Source organism: Paraburkholderia sp. RAU2J, assembly GCF_003634845.1.
In the GTDB taxonomy this organism is placed as follows: domain Bacteria; phylum Pseudomonadota; class Gammaproteobacteria; order Burkholderiales; family Burkholderiaceae; genus Paraburkholderia; species Paraburkholderia fynbosensis.
On record NZ_RBXG01000001.1, the window covers coordinates 1,125,901 to 1,142,168 of the forward strand.

Consider the following 16,268-nt stretch of genomic DNA (forward strand, 5'->3'; position numbering starts at 1 on the left):
CCCTCGTAGCCGAAATTAATGCAACTGAGAGCATGGTGTCGCGAGTCGCCCCTCACTCCACCGTCACCGACTTCGCCAGATTCCGCGGCTTATCCACATCCGTGCCTCTTGCACACGCCGTGTGATACGCCAGCAACTGCAGTGGCGCGACATGCAGAATCGGCGACAGCAAACCATAGTGCTCCGGCATCCGGATCACATGCAGCCCTTCATCGTTGACGATCTTCGTATCCGCATCGGCGAATACATAAAGCTCACCGCCGCGCGCGCGCACTTCCTGAATATTCGACTTCAGCTTTTCCAGCAGCGCGTCGTTCGGCGCTACCGTCACCACCGGCATCGCTTCGGTCACGAGCGCGAGCGGCCCGTGCTTCAACTCACCGGCCGGATAAGCCTCGGCATGGATATACGAAATCTCCTTGAGCTTCAGCGCCCCTTCGAGCGCGATCGGGTAATGCATGCCGCGCCCGAGGAACAGCGCATGTTCCTTGCGCGAAAACTCTTCCGACCACGCGATGATCTGCGGCTCCAGCGCCAGCACGCTATTCAACGCGGCCGGCAAGTGGCGCAACTGCTTCAGGTAGTCGGCTTCCTGTTCTTCGTTCAGATGACCGCGCAGCTTGGCCAGCGTGGCTGCCAGCACGAACAGCGCGACCAGTTGCGTCGTAAACGCCTTGGTCGACGCCACGCCGATCTCGCGGCCCGCGTGCGTCAGGAACGACAACTCCGTCTGACGCACCATTGCGCTCGTGCCGACGTTGCATACCGCCAGCGTGTGCTTGTGTCCGAGCGACTGCGCATGCTTGAGCGCCGCAAGCGTATCCGCCGTTTCCCCCGACTGCGAAATCACCACCACCAGCGACCTCGGATTGGGCACCGACTCGCGGTAGCGATACTCGCTCGCAATCTCCACCTGGGTCGGAATCTTCGCGATCGATTCGAGCCAGTACTTCGCCGTCAGGCCCGAGTAATAGCTCGTGCCGCACGCGAGAATCAGCAGGCTGTCGATCTGGGCGAACACGTCGCCGGCAGCCTCGCCGAAGATCGATGCGTCGAACGAATCGGTTTGCGGAATCGTGTCGGTGATCGCACGCGGCTGCTCGAAAATTTCCTTCTGCATGAAGTGGCGATACGGGCCGAGTTCGACCGCGCCGCCATAAGCCGCGACCTGACGCACGTCGCGCTGCACATCGTTGCCATCGCGATCGGCAATACGCACGCCGTCGAGCGACAGTTCGCACACATCGCCTTCTTCGAGGAAGATGAAACGTTCGGTGCTGCCCGCGAGCGCGAGCGCATCCGAGGCGAGGAAGTTCTCACCGTCGCCGAGCCCGACCACCAGCGGCGAGCCCTGCCGCGCGCCGACCACCGTATGCGGCTGATTTCTGTGCAGCACCGCGATAGCGTACGCGCCGTGCAATTGCGCGATCGCTTCACGCACGGCGGCGAACAGGTCGCCGCGATACACGCTGTGAATCAGGTGCGCGATAACCTCGGTATCGGTCTGCGAGACGAACTCGTAGCCCTTGCCCCGCAGCATTTCACGCAGCGATTCGTAATTCTCGATGATGCCGTTGTGTACCAACGCGAGCGCATCTCGCGAGAAGATCGGGTGCGCGTTGTCCGTCACCGGGGCGCCGTGCGTCGCCCAGCGCGTATGCGCGATACCCGTGATGCCTTCGAGATGGCCCTCGTGCACCTGCTCGTCGAGATCGGCGACACGCGCGACGCTGCGCGCGCGGCTCGGTCCGTTCTCGTCCAGCACCGCGACGCCACACGAATCGTAACCACGGTACTCGAGGCGCCGCAGTCCTTCGATCAGGACGGAAACAATGTTACGTTGCGCAACCGCGCCGACAATGCCACACATGGCTCATTCCTTTTCAATGCTGGGTTTCAGGGAGCGCGCTTCGCGCACGCATCACGCCCATCAGTTCTTTTTCTTGACCGGGCGAACATAGCCCGTTTTGCTTGTTTGTTTTTTATCGTTCAGAACCAGCGCTTCGGCTTCGACGTCCTTCCAGACCGTCGTGCCCGCCGCGATCGTCGCGCCGCGCTGCACGCGCACCGGAGCGACCAGTTGCGTGTCCGAACCGACGAACACGTCGTCTTCAATGATCGTGCGGAATTTGTTCGCGCCGTCGTAGTTGCAGGTGATCGTACCCGCGCCGATATTCACGCGCGCGCCAATATCCGCGTCGCCGATATACGTGAGGTGATTCGCTTTCGAGCCGCGACCGAGCACCGCGTTCTTCACTTCGACGAAGTTACCGACATGAGACTCGTCTTGCAGCGTTGCGCCTGTGCGCAAGCGCGCATATGGGCCCAGTACGACATTGGCCCCGACCTCGGCGCCTTCGATATGCGTGAACGCGTCGACGCGCGTGCCGGCGCCGATGCTCGCATTGCGGATCACGCAGTTCGGCCCGACGCTGACGTTGTCGGCCAGCGTCACGCTGCCTTCGAACACGCAGTTCACGTCGATCGACACGTCGCGGCCGCATTCGAGCGTGCCGCGCACGTCGAGGCGCGCGGGATCGGCGAGCGTCACGCCCGCCACCAGCAAAGCATCGGCAACGTTGCGCTGATGGATCCGTTCGAGTTCGGCAAGCTGCTGCTTGCTGTTCACGCCGAGCGTTTCCCACTCGTCGTCCGGCTGGGTGGTGACGACTTCGAGGCCGGCTTCGATCGCCATTTCGACCGCGTCGGTCAGATAGAACTCGCCTTGCGCGTTGTCGTTCTTCAACGCCGCGAGCCAGCCGGCGAGACGTTCGGTCGGCGCGACGATGATGCCGGTATTGATTTCAGGGATCTCCAGCTGCTCGGCGCTCGCGTCCTTCTGTTCGACGATACGCGACACCTTGCCTTGCTGGTCGCGCACGATGCGCCCGTAACCGGTGGGGTCGTCGAGCGTCACGGTCAGCACGCCATAACCGCCCTGCCCCGCGCGTTCGGTCAGCGCGCGCAGCGTGCTGGCGCGCGTGAGCGGCACGTCGCCGTACAGCACCAGCGTGGGCGCGGACGGATCGAGCAGCGGCAGCGCCTGCTGGACCGCGTGGCCAGTGCCGAGCTGCTGCTCCTGCACCGCGAACTGCACGTCCGGCGCCGCAGCCGCCTCACGTACGGCTTCGGCGCCATGGCCGATCACGACCACGAGCCGTGCGGGTTCGAGCGCGCGAGCCGTGTCGATGACGTGAGCGAGAAGCGGCCTACCGGCCAGAGGATGGAGCACCTTGGGAAGCGCGGACCGCATGCGCTTGCCGGTGCCTGCCGCCAAAATCACGATGTTCATGGCGTCGGCAATCAGTCAGTTTGTGGCCGACGATTCTATCATGCGCCAAATGCCGAAAAAGGCGCGCTGGCGCGCATTGGACGGCGGGTCCGATAGCGCGGAAGCGCCCATTTTCCGGGCATTTCCGTCAAAGATCGTCGAACTGGACAATCGAAATCGGCTTCGCTGCGCCGAGCATGGCGCCATCTTCGTTACCGGTCGAACACGGCTCTTCGTCGAACGCGATATCGCCTTGCGGATCGGCCTCGCCGGTTGCGCGCAGGCCCGCGAACGGGAACAGCTTGTGGTCCATCAGATGCGACGGCACGATGTTCGACAGCGCGTTGAACATGTTCTCGATACGCCCCGGGAAACGCTTCTCCCAGTCGCGGATCAGCGCCTTCATCTCGGCGCGCTTCAGGTTGGGTTGGCTGCCGCACAGATTGCACGGAATGATCGGGAATTCGCGCAACTCCGCGTATTTCTCCAAGTCGGTTTCCTTCACGTAGGCGAGCGGCCGGATCACGATGTTCTTGCCGTCGTCCGATTGCAGCTTGGGCGGCATCCCCTTCAGCTTGCCGCCGTAGAACATGTTCAGCAACAGCGTTTGCAGGATGTCGTCGCGATGATGGCCGAGCGCGATCTTGGTCGCGCCGAGTTCGCCCGCGACACGGTATAGAATGCCGCGCCGTAGCCGCGAGCACAGCGAGCAGGTGGTCTTGCCTTCCGGCACCAGCCGCTTGACGATGCTGTAGGTGTCCTGGTTCTCGATGTGAAAGGGAATGTCGAGCTGCTTCAGGTATTCCGGCAGGATGTGCTCCGGGAAGCCCGGCTGCTTCTGATCGAGATTGACCGCGACGATGTCGAAGTTGATCGGCGCGCGTTCGCGCAGCCGCATCAGGATGTCGAGCATCGCATAGCTGTCCTTGCCGCCCGACAGGCAGACCATCACCTTGTCGCCTTCCTCGATCATGTTGAAGTCGCCGATCGCCTCGCCGACCTGGCGCGCCAGGCGCTTGAACAGCTTGTTGTTCTCGTACGCTTCCTTCTGCTCGCGGCGCGTGAGCGGCGACTTGGCCTTCGCGGCGGGCGCGCTGTCGTTCAGGATTTCCGGAGCATTCATGGCTCAATCCTCTTTGATTCGGAAAACTTCGACGCCCACGGCGTCGCAGTCGGGATACACGTCCGGCTTCTCGGTCGACACGCGCGCGGCCCGCACCTGCGGGTGCTCGAGCATGGTCCTGACGAGGTCGTCGCACAGCGTTTCCTGCAAGTGGATGTGACCTTGCGCGACGCGGCGCGAGATGGTGGAGCGCATGAAATCGTAGTCGACGACTTCGTTCAGCTTGTCCTGAACCGGCGTGGACAGCGCGAGCGGCACGAACAGTTCGACGTTGATCACGACGCGCTGTTCGCCGCGCTTTTCGAAATCGTGCACGCCGATGTTGATGTGCACTTCGTAGTTGCGCAGAAAGAGCCGGCGGCAATCGGCGAGCCGGGGGTGCGAAAGAGCGGCAAACATGTTCGTTTCCAGTCGAAAAAAGCGTGCGGGGCACGCAAAGGGGCGCCTCAGGCGCCCGTCAAAAACATAACGTCGCGCGGCAGCGGCACGAGATGCTGCCCGCCGTCGACCACCAGCGTCGTTCCGGTGACGCCGGCTGCATCCGCGAGATACAGCGCGGCGGCGACAACATCCTCGGGCCGCGACGCGCGGCCCAAAGGCGTGATTCGGTGAGCGGCCTCGAAACCGTCCTGCGTCTGGTCGGCGGATTGCATCGTGAGGCCCGGCGCGAGCCCGACCACGCGTACTTTCGGCGCCAGCGCCTGCGCAAGCGCCACCGTGGCGCTTTGCAGCGCCGCCTTCGACAGCGTGTACGACAGGTAATCCGGATTCATGTTGTACAGCTTCTGATCCAGCACGTTGATTACCACCGCGCGCTGACTTTCGTCGGTGCGCGCGGCCTCCGGCGTCGCCTCGAACAGCATGCGCGCGAGCACCAGCGGCGCACCGAGATTCATCGCGGTCAGCTTCAGCAGCAGGTCGTAGCCGACGTTGTGCGCCGTGTCTTCCTCGAAGCGCGACGCGTTGTTGACGATGCACACCGGCCGGCCCAAGGCCGCCGTACAAGCCGGCAACAGCCGCTCGACCTGCGCCTCGTCGCCCAATTCCGCGTGCAGCGCGACCGCCCGGCGCCCCAGCGCGCCGATTTGCGCGACCACTTCGTCGGCCTCTTCGCGCGACGCGCCGTAGTGAACCGCCACGTCCCAGCCGCGCGCCGCAAAACCGAGCGCGAGCGCGCGCCCGATGCGGCGGGCGGCGCCGGTAATCAGCACGACGCGGGGCGTTTCAGGGGCGCGGTCAGCGGCGGTGTCTAGAGAGGCGGTCATTTACAATGCGGGGATGAATCCGAAAGCTCACCAACCCGATAGTTTACCTGCTCCCGGCCCAAGCGCGCTGGCGCAGTCCGAAGCACTGGTCGCGCGGCTGCGTGCGGAGCTCGACAGCGCCGGCGGCTGGCTGCCATTCGACCGCTACATGGAGCGCGCGCTTTACGCGCCGGGACTCGGCTATTACAGCGGTGGCGCGCGCAAATTCGGTCTGCGCGGCGACGACGGCAGCGACTTCGTCACCGCGCCGGAACTGTCGCCGCTGTTCGCCGCGACGCTTGCGCGCCCGCTGGCCGAAGCCTTGGAAGCGAGCGGGACGCGCGAGGTGATGGAATTCGGCGCCGGCACCGGCAAGCTGGCCGCCGGCCTGCTCAACGCGCTCGATGCGCTGGGCGCCGAGTTCGACAGCTACTCGATCGTGGATCTGTCGGGCGAATTGCGCGAACGTCAACGTGAGACGATCGCGGCGGCCGCGCCCGCGCTGCTGGCGAAAGTCCGTTGGCTGGACGCGTTGCCGGAGCGCTTCGAGGGTGTGGTGGTCGGCAACGAAGTGCTGGATGCGATGCCCGTGCGGCTATTCGCGGCAACCGGCGGCGTCTGGCACGAACGTGGCGTGGTGTGGCGCGACGAGGCGTTTGCGTTCGACGATCGCCCGGTATCCGCGGCAGCGGACACCGCATTGCTCGCGGACATCGACACTGCCGGCGAAGACTACCTGACCGAAACCCACGAAGCCGCGAGCGCCTTCACGCGCACCGTCTGCACGATGCTCGCGCGCGGCGCGGTATTCCTGATCGACTACGGTTTCCCGCGCCACGAGTACTACCACGCGCAGCGCGCGCAAGGCACGCTGATGTGTCATTACCGGCATCGCGCGCACGGCGATCCCTTCCTCTACCCGGGGTTGCAGGACATCACCGCGCACGTGGAATTCACCGGGATCGCCGAAGCCGGTGTCGAGACGGGCGCGGATTTGCTGGGCTTCACGTCGCAAGCGCGCTTCTTGCTGAATGCGGGCATCACCGACGCGTTGTCGGAAATCGATCCGGCCGACACGGCGCGCTTCCTGCCCGCGGCGAATGCGGTGCAGAAGCTGTTGTCCGAAGCGGAGATGGGCGAACTGTTCAAGGTGATCGCCTTTTCGCGCGGGCTGGACGATACGCTGCAGGCGTTTTCCAGCGGCGACCGCTCGCACACGTTGTGATCTTTTGCCTGATTGGGCGTTAGGAATTCGTGATGATCCGCTGGCTCTTGACTACGTTCGTTGCGGTGGCGGTGTTGTCGGCCTGCTGGCCGTGGCTCAGGAAGATCGGCATTGGCCGGATGCCCGGCGACGTGACCTTGCGCGTGTTCGGCCGTGAGTATCCGTTTCCGTTCATGTCGACGCTGGTGCTGTCGATGATCCTGTCGCTGCTGGCGAGGGTGCTTTAAGTCCGCGTTGCCTTTGACCACGGCGGCCTGCGCCGCGAAGGCCAAAGGCAGCCACACCACCGAAGCACCCTAGCGCAGCGCCGCTTCCACCGCGCGCACCCGCTCCTGATGCACGGCGTCCTTGATGCCGGCAGGCGCATCGGCCATTCGTTTGGCCACCGCACCGGCATCCACGCCGCGCGCCGCGACGAGCGCGAGCCTCAGCCGCTCGGCCTGCGGATAGTCGCGCATCTCGAACCCCAGCCGGCCGCGCGCATCGGCCTCGCAGGCCTGCAAGGCTTCGGCGAAGCGCGCCGGTTTGCGAAGCGCGTCGCTGCGTTCGAGCAATCTCACTAACGCCGCCGCCCCCATCTCCGTCACGCGATGAATGTTGCCGTGCTCGCGCGCCACCAGCAGCGCGAGATCGCGGCAGTCGTTCGGCACGCGAAGCCGGTCGCAGAGCGGCTTGAGCAGGTCCACGCTGCGCCCCTCGTGGCCGATATGCCGCGGCAGCACGTCCTCAGGCGTGGTCGCCTTGCCGAGGTCGTGCGTCAGCGCGGCAAACCGGACCGGCAGCGCATAGCCCTGCTGGGCGGCATGATCGACCACCATCATCACGTGCACGCCGGTGTCCACCTCGGGATGATAGTCGGCGCGTTGCGGCACGCCGAACAGCGCGTCGATCTCCGGCAGAATGCGCGCCAGCGCGCCGCACTCGCGCAGCACCTCGAACATGCGCGAAGGCTTTTTCTCCATCAAGCCGCGCGACACTTCCTGCCACACGCGTTCGGCTACCAACGCATCCACTTCGCCCTCGGCGACCATCTTGCGCATCAGCGTCAGCGTTTCCGGCGCGACCGTGAAGTCGACGAAGCGCGCCGCGAAGCGCGCAATCCGCAGAATCCGCACGGGATCTTCGAGGAACGCGTCGCTCACATGCCGGAACAGCCGCGCCTGCAAGTCCGCCTGACCGTTGAACGGGTCGACGACCGGACCGCTCAACTCGCCGTCCGGACGCACCTCGCGCGCCATCGCGTTGATCGTCAGATCGCGGCGCGCGAGGTCTTCCTCCAGCGTGACGTCCGGCGCATAGAAGAACTGGAAGCCGTGATAGCCCGCCGCCGTTTTGCGCTCGGTGCGCGCGAGCGCGTATTCCTCGTGCGTCTGCGGATGCAGGAACACCGGAAAATCCTTGCCCACCGGTCGATAGCCCTGCGCCACCATCTGCTCGGGCGTCGCGCCGACCACCACGTAGTCGCGGTCCTGCACCGGTACGCCCAGCAACTCGTCGCGGATGGCGCCGCCTACCGCGTAGATGTTCATGGGCATACGTCTTGATAGGCAATCGCGTGGGTCTCGCGACGCGAAGCGTCGATCCATGCCTGCACCGCCGGCAACGCGGTGATCCGCTCGACGTATGCCGACGCGGTTTCGGACAACGGCGGCTGCCAAGTGTTGAAGCGCATCGCGACCGGCGCATACATCGCATCGGCAATGCCGAACTCGCCGAACAGGAAAGGTCCACCATGCGCGCTCAGGCACTCGCGCCAGAGCGTCTCGATCCGCGCGATATCGGCGAGCACGCCCGGCGTTGCGTTCTTGCCCGGAAACGACGCGCGAATGTTCATCCACATGTTGGAGCGCAACTCGCCGAAGCCCGAATGCATCTCGGCGCTCACGCTGCGGGCGAGCGCGCGCGCCGCCGCATCGCGCGGCCACAGCGCGTGCTGCGGGAAGCGCTCGGCCAGTGTCTCGGCGATCGCCAGCGAATCCCAAACGGCCTGCCCCGCGTCGTCGATCAGACAGGGCACCTTGCCCGGCCCGGCCGGCGCATGAGCGAGGATCGCGGCGGTCGTGCCGGGCTCGTTCAGGTGGATCAGCACTTCGTCGAACGGAAGGCCGAAGTGCTTCAGCAGCAGCCACGGCCGCATCGACCATGACGAGTAGTTCTTGTCACCAATTAGCAGTTTCATGCTTCGTTTCAATGGGGAGAGGATTTGAACGGGTACGTCAACGTCCGGCGCTCGCGCGAAACGTGTCGAAGCGCGAACGCGTCGACGCGCCGGTCAGATACACCGGCGCAATCGTTTCGATACTGGCGGGCTCGATGCCGAGTTCAGGCGCGAGCGGGCCGCTCAACACGTTGTCGACTTTCATCGAATCGAGATTGTCTCGCGAGATCACCGGTTCCCCGGGCGCCATTTCGAAGGTCAGCGCCTGCAGGCGCGCCAACGCGTCCGGCAAACGGATGATGCGCGCATGCTTGCCGATCACGTCGCCGCAATAGGTGACGAGGTCTTCGAGGGTGTAAACGGTCGGGCCGCCCAGTTCGTAGGTGCGGCCGCTCGCGGCGTCGAGATCGAGCACGTTGACGATCGCCTTCACGACATCTTCGACATACACCGGCTGGAATTTCGCATCCGGCATCGCGAGTGGGAGCACCGGAAGCATCCGCTGCAGGAACGCGAACTTGTTGAGGAACTGGTCCTCGGGACCGAAGACCACGGACGGCCGGAAGATCGTCCACGCGACGTTGGCCGCATGCACCGCTTTCTCGCCGTCGCCCTTCGAGCGCGAGTACATGCTGGGTCCGTTCGGATTGGCGCCGAGCGCGCTGAGATGAATCAGCCGGTGCACGCCCTTGCCTTCGCAGGCGGCCACGATCCGGGTCGGCAGATCGACTTGCACGCGCGCGAACTCCGGACCGTATGGCGTGCCGCGTTTGCCATTTAACGTGGCGACGAGATTGATCACGCAATCGGCGCCTTCGACGAAGCGCGCGAGCTGGACCGGATCGAACACGTCGGTTTCGATCACGTCGATGGGAAGCAGCGTGAGATGGCGGGCGTTGTAGCGCCGCCGCGTGGCGATGCGCACGTCTTTGCCCGCTTCGACGAGCGCGTTGACGAGATGGCTGCCGATAAATCCGGAACCGCCGGTGATCGCAATGGCTTTGTGTCGCATTTTCGACTCCCTGATGGAAGCCGCGGCAACGGCTGGCGTGGCGCGCCGAGGCCTCGAACGAGGCCGCGGCGGCACGGCGCTTTACGGCGCGATGTAACCCAGACGCGCCTTCAGCGATTGCGGACGGCCTTCGAACAACGCCGCGTAGTAGACCGTGTTGGATAGCACGTTCTTGACGTAGTCGCGGGTTTCCTGGAACGGGATCGCCTCGGCGAAGATCGCGCCTTCGACCGGATGCTGCAACGACTGCCGCCAGTTGCGCGGACGGCCCGGGCCTGCGTTATAGCCGGCGGTGGCCAGCACGGCGGACCCGTCGAACTGATTGTAGATCATCGACAGGTAGTTGGTGCCGAGCAGGATGTTGGTGTCGATGTCGTTCATCTGCTCGCGCGAAATCGGGCCGAGGCCGATCTTTTTCGCAACCAGTTGCGCGGTGCCCGGCATCAACTGCATCAACCCGCCCGCGCCGACTTCGGAGCGCGCGTTGATGATGAAGCGCGATTCCTGGCGAATCAGCCCGTACGCCCACTCAACGTCGAGCCCATTCGACTGCGCGTCGCGCTCGACGATATCGCGGAACGGCGACAGATAACGCAGCGAGAAATCGTGCTCGCTCTTCGTGCGATCCGCCGTGTTGACGGTGCGGTCATAGAGCTGGATACGGCGCGCGTATTCGGCCGCCGCGAGGAGTTGGTGGTCGCTCATCGTGCGCAGCGGCCAGTTCCATTCGCGATTGCCTTCGAGCCGCAGATTCATCGCATAGAAGCGTTGTGCGAGATCGAAGCCCGGCGTGTTGCCGGCCTGCTGGACTTCAGCGTCGCTCACCGAGGTTTTCGGCGGCGCCGAGATCTTCTGGCCCAGTTCCTCGGCGGCCAGTTGACCGTAGAAGTTAAAGCCCTGCGCGATCGACTCGAATTCCTGGTTGGCCGTGGTCGTGTCGCCCGCCTGCTTCAGCGCGCGCGCGTGCCAGTAGACCCACGACGGCTGCTTGCGCAACGCCTCCGGCATCTGCTCGATCGACCAGCGCACCATGTTCCAGTCACCCGCCAGCAGCGCGCTGCGGGTGCGCCATTCATACGCGGGATTCGACAGCTGCGCGTTCGCCGACAGCCGATACCAGTCCACCGCGCTCGGCATCTGCTTGGCGGCCGCCTGATAGGCAATCGTGCCCCAGCCGATCGCGCGCTCCGGCGAGTTCAGCGACGGCGCGACCGACGCGAACGTGGCCGCAGCCATCGCCGGATCGTTGCGCGCCATCCGCGTGATCGCCAGCAGCGCCAGTTGATGCGACTGCGCATCGGGACCGACGCCGCGCGCCAGCAGCAACGGCGGGGTGCTCGTGGCCTGGCTGAACAGCACCGGGTCGGGCGCCTGGTTGCCGAGCGCGTCGAGCAGCTTGCTGCCGGTGCTCGTGTAGTTCTGTTCGTACGCGAGACGGATCTGCTGCCAGACGTCGTCGGCACTGAGCTGGCGGTTCACGGCGAGCACGGTGATCAGATCGACGCAGCCGTCGCCGTACCACTTCGGCTCGACCAGCAGCGCGCGCGCCGCGTCGGCGACGTTTTCGCCACGCGAGGCGCGCGATTCGAGCGCGTAGCACTTCACCTGGGTGTCGTCGTTCAGCACGAAGCGCGCGTATTGCTGGTCGAAGTTGCGCCAGTCGTGCCGCGTGCCGAGCACCGTGAGGTAGTCATTGCGCAGACGGTCGGCAATCGCCTGGCCGTCGTACTTCTGCAGGAACGCGAGCACCGGCGCGTCCGGCGCGTCGACGCGCGCATGGCCGGTCGAATCGAACAGTTGCGGCTTGAGCTGGAAGTACTCCAGATACGAAGGCGCCGGATAGTTCGGGATCATGCTCGCCAGTTGCGCCGCGCGCGCCGCATCGTTATTGCGGGCAGCCTCGCGCAACTGGACGAAAATCTGGTCGTCGTTGGTGAGTTGCGAAAAGGGAACGGGCTTGACGGCGGCGGCCGTGCTGCACGCGACGAGTGCCGCTGCGGCGAGCGCCAGACTGGCCGCGCGATATACTCGATAAAGGCTTTTTGACATCGTTGTTTCTGGAGCGCGAATTGGACCAAAGCATAGCATGCAACCCCGTGCCGGCCGCGAAAAAGGCGCTGCGCCGGACGCTATTGGAAACGAGGCTGCAAGCGGCTTCCGAGCCGGCGCACAACGCCGCGCTCGGCCGCCACGTGCTCGATGCGCTGGAGCACTATGGTGTGGACAGCGTAGGATTCTACTGGCCGCTTTCCGGCGAATTCGACGCACGCGCTACGATCTCTCTGTGGCTTGCGGCCAACGCTCAACGAGAAGCCAGCTTGCCGATTATCCAGACACGCGGCGCACCGCTCGAATTCCATGCGTGGCACCCCGACATGGAGATGAAGATCGGTCATCACAAGATTGCCGAGCCGGTGTCGGGCAAGGTGGTGATTCCCGAGCTGCTGCTCGTGCCCTGCGTCGGTTTCGACGACGCCGGCTACCGGCTCGGTTACGGCGGCGGCTATTACGATCGCACCTTGGCCGCGTGGCCGGGTTCGAAACGGCCGCTGACGGTGGGCATCGCGTATGAGGCGTGCCGCACGCCGGCACTGCAACGCGAAGCACACGACATTGTTCTCGACCTGATCGTTACCGAGGCCGGTTTCCATCCACGCCCGGCAGGTTGAGCCGCGCATGCGGCGCGCGTACTGGCTTCACGCAGCCGCACCAGCCCAGCAACCCGTTATAGGGACGCCGCCGCCCGCGCGGCCGTGTCGTACAGACCGGACGCGTTGCGCATCAGCTGCGCCGCATCGCCGATCTGTTCGTTGGTCAGGCCGCTTTCCTTCAGCGTCGAAATCAGACAGCTCTCGCGCACCTCACGATACTTCAGACACAACTCGCGGCCCGCCTCGGTCGCCGAAAAAAACACTTCCTTGCCGGTCTTTTCGCTTTTTACGTACCCTCTAGCTACGAGCTTCTTCAACGCATAGGTGGCGACGTGCGTGTCTTCGATGTTCAGCACGAAGCAGATGTCCGCGAGCTTCTTGCGACGCTCGCGGTGGCTGACGTGGTGCAGCAGCGATACTTCGATCGCGGTCATGTCCTTGTCGCCGGCCGCCGACATGCAGCGCACCATCCACCGGTTGAAGGCGTTGCCCGCCATGATCAGCGCGTATTCGAGTTCGGACAGTTCCGCGCTGGTCTCGGAGACGAGATGTTCCGACGAGACGATCTTGGTGGGATGACGCGACATGACAAAGAGCCCGAGGGACAGGATGAGAAGGTGTCGGGAGTGTACGACGAGCCAACGATCCCGGCGAGCCTGGCACAAACGCTTATTGAGAAATTGTTGATATTTTATTGATAATGTACGCTTCAACTACCGCATACCGGCGCGGATTGCGCGTCAAAGGGTCTGCGGTGCCCGCTTCCTGCCATCCGCCCTGGGCCGTTAAGCCATGAGCCAACCAAGAATCTTTCCGCTCGGCGATGCCGCGCTTGTCTGCGAAGCGCCGCCGCCCGCCACGCTGGCGTGCCAGCGGCGCGTGTGGGCGGCCGCCGCGCTCGCGCGCGACTGGCCGCATGTGCTGGAGGTCGTGCCGGGCATGAACAATCTGACGCTCGTGTTCGATCCTCTCGAAGCCGATCGCGACGCGCTCGGCGAACAGTTGCTGGCCGCGTGGGACGCCGCGGGCAAGACGCCCGAGCCGGGTCGCGAGGTCGAAATTCCGGTGCAGTACGGCGGTGAGTTCGGCCCGGATCTGCAGGCGGTCGCCGATCACACGGGTCTGACCGTGCGCGAGGTCGTGCAGCGTCACGCGGCTGGCGAGTACGTGGTCTTTTTCCTCGGCTTCCAGCCGGGCTTCGCGTACATGGGCGGTCTCGACGCCGCCTTGCATACGCCGCGCCGCGCGTCGCCGCGGCTGGAAGTGCCGGCCGGCTCGGTCGGCATTGGCGGAGAACAGACCGGCATCTATCCGGCCGTCTCGCCCGGCGGCTGGCAGCTGATCGGCCGCACCGAGCTGCCGCTGTTTGACCCGGCGCGCCGCCCGCCCACCCTGTTGCAGCCGGGCGACCGTGTGCGCTTCACCATCGCGGAGATACATGCATGATCGATGTGATTCGCGCAGGTCTGTTGACCACGATCCAGGACCTCGGCCGTCACGGCCAACGGCATCTGGGCGTCGCGATGGGGGGCGCGCTCGACCGGCTGTCGCTCGAAGTCGGCAACCGGCTGGTCGGCAACCGGCCCGACGCGGCCGGCCTGGAAATCACCTTCGGTCCGACCGTGCTGCGCTTTCTGCGCGCGTCACGGGTCGCCATCACCGGCACCGAATTCGGCGCGACGCTCGACGGCAAGCCGGTCTATTCGTGGTGGAGCCTGCCCGTGCAAGCCGGCCAGGAGCTGGTGCTGAACGCGGCGAAACGCGGCATGCGCGGCTACGTCAGTGTGGCGGGCGGCATCGACGTGCTGCCGATGCTCGGCTCGCGCAGCACCGATCTCGCCGGTCATTTCGGCGGACTCGGCGGCCGCGCGCTGCGCGACGGCGATCGCCTGCCGGTCGGCGTGCCGCAGCAGCGCGGCCAGGTCGGCTTCACGCCCGAGGCGCCGGAGTTCGGCGTGAAGGCGCCCAGCTGGTGCAAGTTCGTGCTGGTTCACGAGCCGCTGCGGCGCGGCCGGCATCCGTCAGGCGTGCCGTGGGCGGTGCCGATCCGCGTGCTGCGCGGCCCGGATTACGACAGCTTCACCGAGGCCGCGCACGAATCGTTCTGGGCGGACGAATGGCTCGTCACGCCGAACAGCAACCGCATGGGCTATCGCCTCGCCGGCGTCGAACTGGAACGCACCCGCAAAACCGACCTGCTCTCGCACGCGGTGCTGCCCGGCACGATCCAGGTGCCGCCGAACGGCCAGCCGATCGTATTGATGAGCGACGCACAAACCACCGGCGGCTATCCGAAGATCGGCGCGGTGATCCAGGCCGATCTGTGGAAACTCGCGCAGGTCCGTCTGAACGCCGCGGTGCGCTTCATCCCGACCACGCTGTTTGAAGCGCGCCAGGCTTTGCTGGAAGAACGTACGTACTTGCGGCAGATCGACGCCGCAATCGCGATGCATGAAGAACGCTGCGCGCGCCCGTCGGCCGTCGCGGCGCTGTAACACTCAGTAGGGGAACACCATGGAAATCGATTTGAACGCCGACCTCGGCGAAGGCTGCGGCTCCGACGAGGCGCTGCTCGACCTCGTCAGCTCGGCGAATATCGCCTGCGGCTGGCACGCGGGCGGTCCCAATGTCATGCGCGAATGCGTGCGCTGGGCGGTGCAGAAAGGCGTGTCGATCGGCGCGCATCCGAGCTTCAACGACCCGGAGAATTTCGGCCGCAAGGAAATGGATCTGCCGGCCGGCGAGATTTACGCGGGCGTGCTGTATCAACTCGGCGCGCTGTCGGCGATCGCCCAAGCCGAGGGCGGGCGCATCGCGCACGTCAAGCCGCATGGCGCGCTGTACAACCAGGCCGCGCGCGACGCGAAGATCGCCGACGCGATCGTTTCGGCGGTGCACGATTTCGATCCGTCGGTGGCCGTGTTCGCGCTCGCCAACGGCGGTCTCGTGACGGCGGCTCGCAACGCGGGTCTCGTCGCGATCGAAGAAGTGTTCGCCGACCGTGGCTATCGCGCCGATGGCTCGCTGGTGCCGCGCAAGGAACCGGGCGCGCTGCTCGACGATGAAAACGAAGTGCTCGAACGCACGCTCGCCATGATCCGCGAGCAGCGCGTGCAGGCCGTGGACGGCCAATGGGTGCCGCTGAACGCGCAGACCATCTGTCTGCACGGCGACGGGCCGCATGCGCTGGCGTTCGCGCGGCGCATTCGCGGCGCCCTGGAGGCTGCCGGCATCGACGTTCACGCGGCCAACGCCGCACGCGTCTGAGCGGCGGCTTCGGCGGCCAGACAGACAGCGCAAGTCACTTCCAGCGACACGTCCAACGCCCCGCTTTCGAGCGGGGCGTTTGCCAGGTGCAGGATGCGTTGCAATACCCGGCGGGCAAACCGCGAACGCAGGTGCAGGTGCAGGTGCAGGTGCAGGTGCAGGTGCAGGTGCAGGTGCAGGTGCAGGTGCAGGTGCAGTTTGAAGTGCAGATGTACGCGGTTCGAAGCAACGCGGCCATCAAGAGCCGTGGCAACACCAAGACGGCGCATGGAACACCACGCGCCGGCCCACGTCTGCCGCTAACCGCGGCGAGGTTG

Annotated in this window: 17 protein-coding genes; 6 read left to right on the forward strand and 11 right to left on the reverse strand. The window is 65.3% G+C overall.

The window, feature by feature from the left end; translation table 11 throughout:
• Positions 1–52 precede the first annotated feature (52 nt).
• The 5 genes from glmS to B0G69_RS05330 all read right to left on the reverse strand — a co-directional run bounded on the left by glmS (position 53) and on the right by B0G69_RS05330 (position 5,659).
• On the reverse strand, positions 53–1,870 hold the full coding sequence (gene glmS, locus B0G69_RS05310; protein ID WP_121315943.1) for a glutamine--fructose-6-phosphate transaminase (isomerizing): 1,818 nt from the start codon (positions 1,868–1,870) through the stop codon (positions 53–55).
• Between the two features lie 60 nt (positions 1,871–1,930).
• The gene (gene glmU / locus B0G69_RS05315) at positions 1,931–3,292 is read right to left on the reverse strand and encodes a bifunctional UDP-N-acetylglucosamine diphosphorylase/glucosamine-1-phosphate N-acetyltransferase GlmU (RefSeq protein WP_121315944.1); all 1,362 of its coding nucleotides are present in this window, start codon (positions 3,290–3,292) and stop codon (positions 1,931–1,933) included.
• 127 nt (positions 3,293–3,419) lie between these two features.
• On the reverse strand, positions 3,420–4,394 hold the full coding sequence (gene ttcA / locus B0G69_RS05320; protein WP_121315945.1) for a tRNA 2-thiocytidine(32) synthetase TtcA: 975 nt from the start codon (positions 4,392–4,394) through the stop codon (positions 3,420–3,422).
• A 3-nt stretch (positions 4,395–4,397) separates the two neighbouring features.
• On the reverse strand, positions 4,398–4,793 hold the full coding sequence (locus tag B0G69_RS05325; RefSeq protein ID WP_121315946.1) for a dihydroneopterin aldolase: 396 nt from the start codon (positions 4,791–4,793) through the stop codon (positions 4,398–4,400).
• 47 nt (positions 4,794–4,840) lie between these two features.
• Positions 4,841–5,659, reverse strand: coding sequence for an SDR family oxidoreductase (locus tag B0G69_RS05330; protein ID WP_121315947.1), 819 nt, complete (start codon positions 5,657–5,659; stop codon positions 4,841–4,843).
• Between the two features lie 13 nt (positions 5,660–5,672).
• Here B0G69_RS05330 and B0G69_RS05335 point away from each other — a divergent pair, with 13 nt between their 5' ends.
• Both B0G69_RS05335 and B0G69_RS05340 read left to right on the forward strand, forming a co-directional pair.
• A complete protein-coding gene (locus tag B0G69_RS05335) occupies positions 5,673–6,863 on the forward strand; it encodes an SAM-dependent methyltransferase (protein ID WP_121315948.1) in 1,191 nt (396 codons plus the stop codon).
• Positions 6,864–6,895: 32 nt separating this feature from the next.
• A complete protein-coding gene (locus B0G69_RS05340) occupies positions 6,896–7,090 on the forward strand; it encodes a DUF2905 domain-containing protein (protein WP_121315949.1) in 195 nt (64 codons plus the stop codon).
• 69 nt (positions 7,091–7,159) lie between these two features.
• Here B0G69_RS05340 and B0G69_RS05345 read toward each other — a convergent pair whose 3' ends face one another.
• From B0G69_RS05345 to B0G69_RS05360, 4 genes are all read right to left on the reverse strand, one after another.
• Positions 7,160–8,392: a multifunctional CCA addition/repair protein gene (locus tag B0G69_RS05345; protein ID WP_121315950.1), complete on the reverse strand. Its 1,233-nt coding sequence runs from the start codon at positions 8,390–8,392 to the stop codon at positions 7,160–7,162.
• The gene (locus B0G69_RS05350; RefSeq protein ID WP_121315951.1) at positions 8,389–9,042 is read right to left on the reverse strand and encodes a glutathione S-transferase family protein; all 654 of its coding nucleotides are present in this window, start codon (positions 9,040–9,042) and stop codon (positions 8,389–8,391) included. Before B0G69_RS05350 ends, B0G69_RS05345 begins: the two co-directional genes overlap by 4 nt.
• Positions 9,043–9,079: 37 nt before the next feature.
• Positions 9,080–10,033: a complex I NDUFA9 subunit family protein gene (locus tag B0G69_RS05355; protein WP_121315952.1), complete on the reverse strand. Its 954-nt coding sequence runs from the start codon at positions 10,031–10,033 to the stop codon at positions 9,080–9,082.
• A gap of 81 nt (positions 10,034–10,114) precedes the next feature.
• A complete protein-coding gene (locus B0G69_RS05360) occupies positions 10,115–12,082 on the reverse strand; it encodes a lytic transglycosylase domain-containing protein (RefSeq protein WP_121315953.1) in 1,968 nt (655 codons plus the stop codon).
• A 20-nt stretch (positions 12,083–12,102) separates the two neighbouring features.
• On the opposite strand from B0G69_RS05360, the gene B0G69_RS05365 reads away from it, so the two are divergent.
• Positions 12,103–12,702, forward strand: coding sequence for a 5-formyltetrahydrofolate cyclo-ligase (locus B0G69_RS05365; RefSeq protein WP_241991262.1), 600 nt, complete (start codon positions 12,103–12,105; stop codon positions 12,700–12,702).
• 56 nt (positions 12,703–12,758) lie between these two features.
• Here B0G69_RS05365 and B0G69_RS05370 read toward each other — a convergent pair whose 3' ends face one another.
• The gene (locus B0G69_RS05370; protein ID WP_042327041.1) at positions 12,759–13,271 is read right to left on the reverse strand and encodes a winged helix DNA-binding protein; all 513 of its coding nucleotides are present in this window, start codon (positions 13,269–13,271) and stop codon (positions 12,759–12,761) included.
• A 205-nt stretch (positions 13,272–13,476) separates the two neighbouring features.
• Here B0G69_RS05370 and pxpB point away from each other — a divergent pair, with 205 nt between their 5' ends.
• The 3 genes from pxpB to pxpA are packed head-to-tail and all read left to right on the forward strand — an operon-like array spanning position 13,477 to position 15,951.
• Positions 13,477–14,130 (forward strand): 5-oxoprolinase subunit PxpB, encoded by a 654-nt coding sequence (gene pxpB / locus B0G69_RS05375; protein WP_121315954.1) that lies wholly within the window; start codon positions 13,477–13,479, stop codon positions 14,128–14,130.
• Positions 14,127–15,179: a biotin-dependent carboxyltransferase family protein gene (locus B0G69_RS05380; RefSeq protein ID WP_121315955.1), complete on the forward strand. Its 1,053-nt coding sequence runs from the start codon at positions 14,127–14,129 to the stop codon at positions 15,177–15,179. The genes pxpB and B0G69_RS05380 overlap by 4 nt, the downstream gene beginning before the upstream one ends.
• 19 nt (positions 15,180–15,198) lie before the next feature.
• Positions 15,199–15,951 carry a 5-oxoprolinase subunit PxpA gene (gene pxpA, locus B0G69_RS05385; RefSeq protein WP_121315956.1) on the forward strand — a complete coding sequence of 251 codons (753 nt, stop codon included), beginning with the start codon at positions 15,199–15,201 and terminating at the stop codon, positions 15,949–15,951.
• Here the strand turns inward: pxpA and B0G69_RS40570 are convergent.
• Positions 15,924–16,220 carry a hypothetical protein gene (locus B0G69_RS40570; RefSeq protein ID WP_147440696.1) on the reverse strand — a complete coding sequence of 99 codons (297 nt, stop codon included), beginning with the start codon at positions 16,218–16,220 and terminating at the stop codon, positions 15,924–15,926. The genes pxpA and B0G69_RS40570 overlap by 28 nt on opposite strands.
• Between the last annotated feature and the right edge of the window lie 48 nt (positions 16,221–16,268).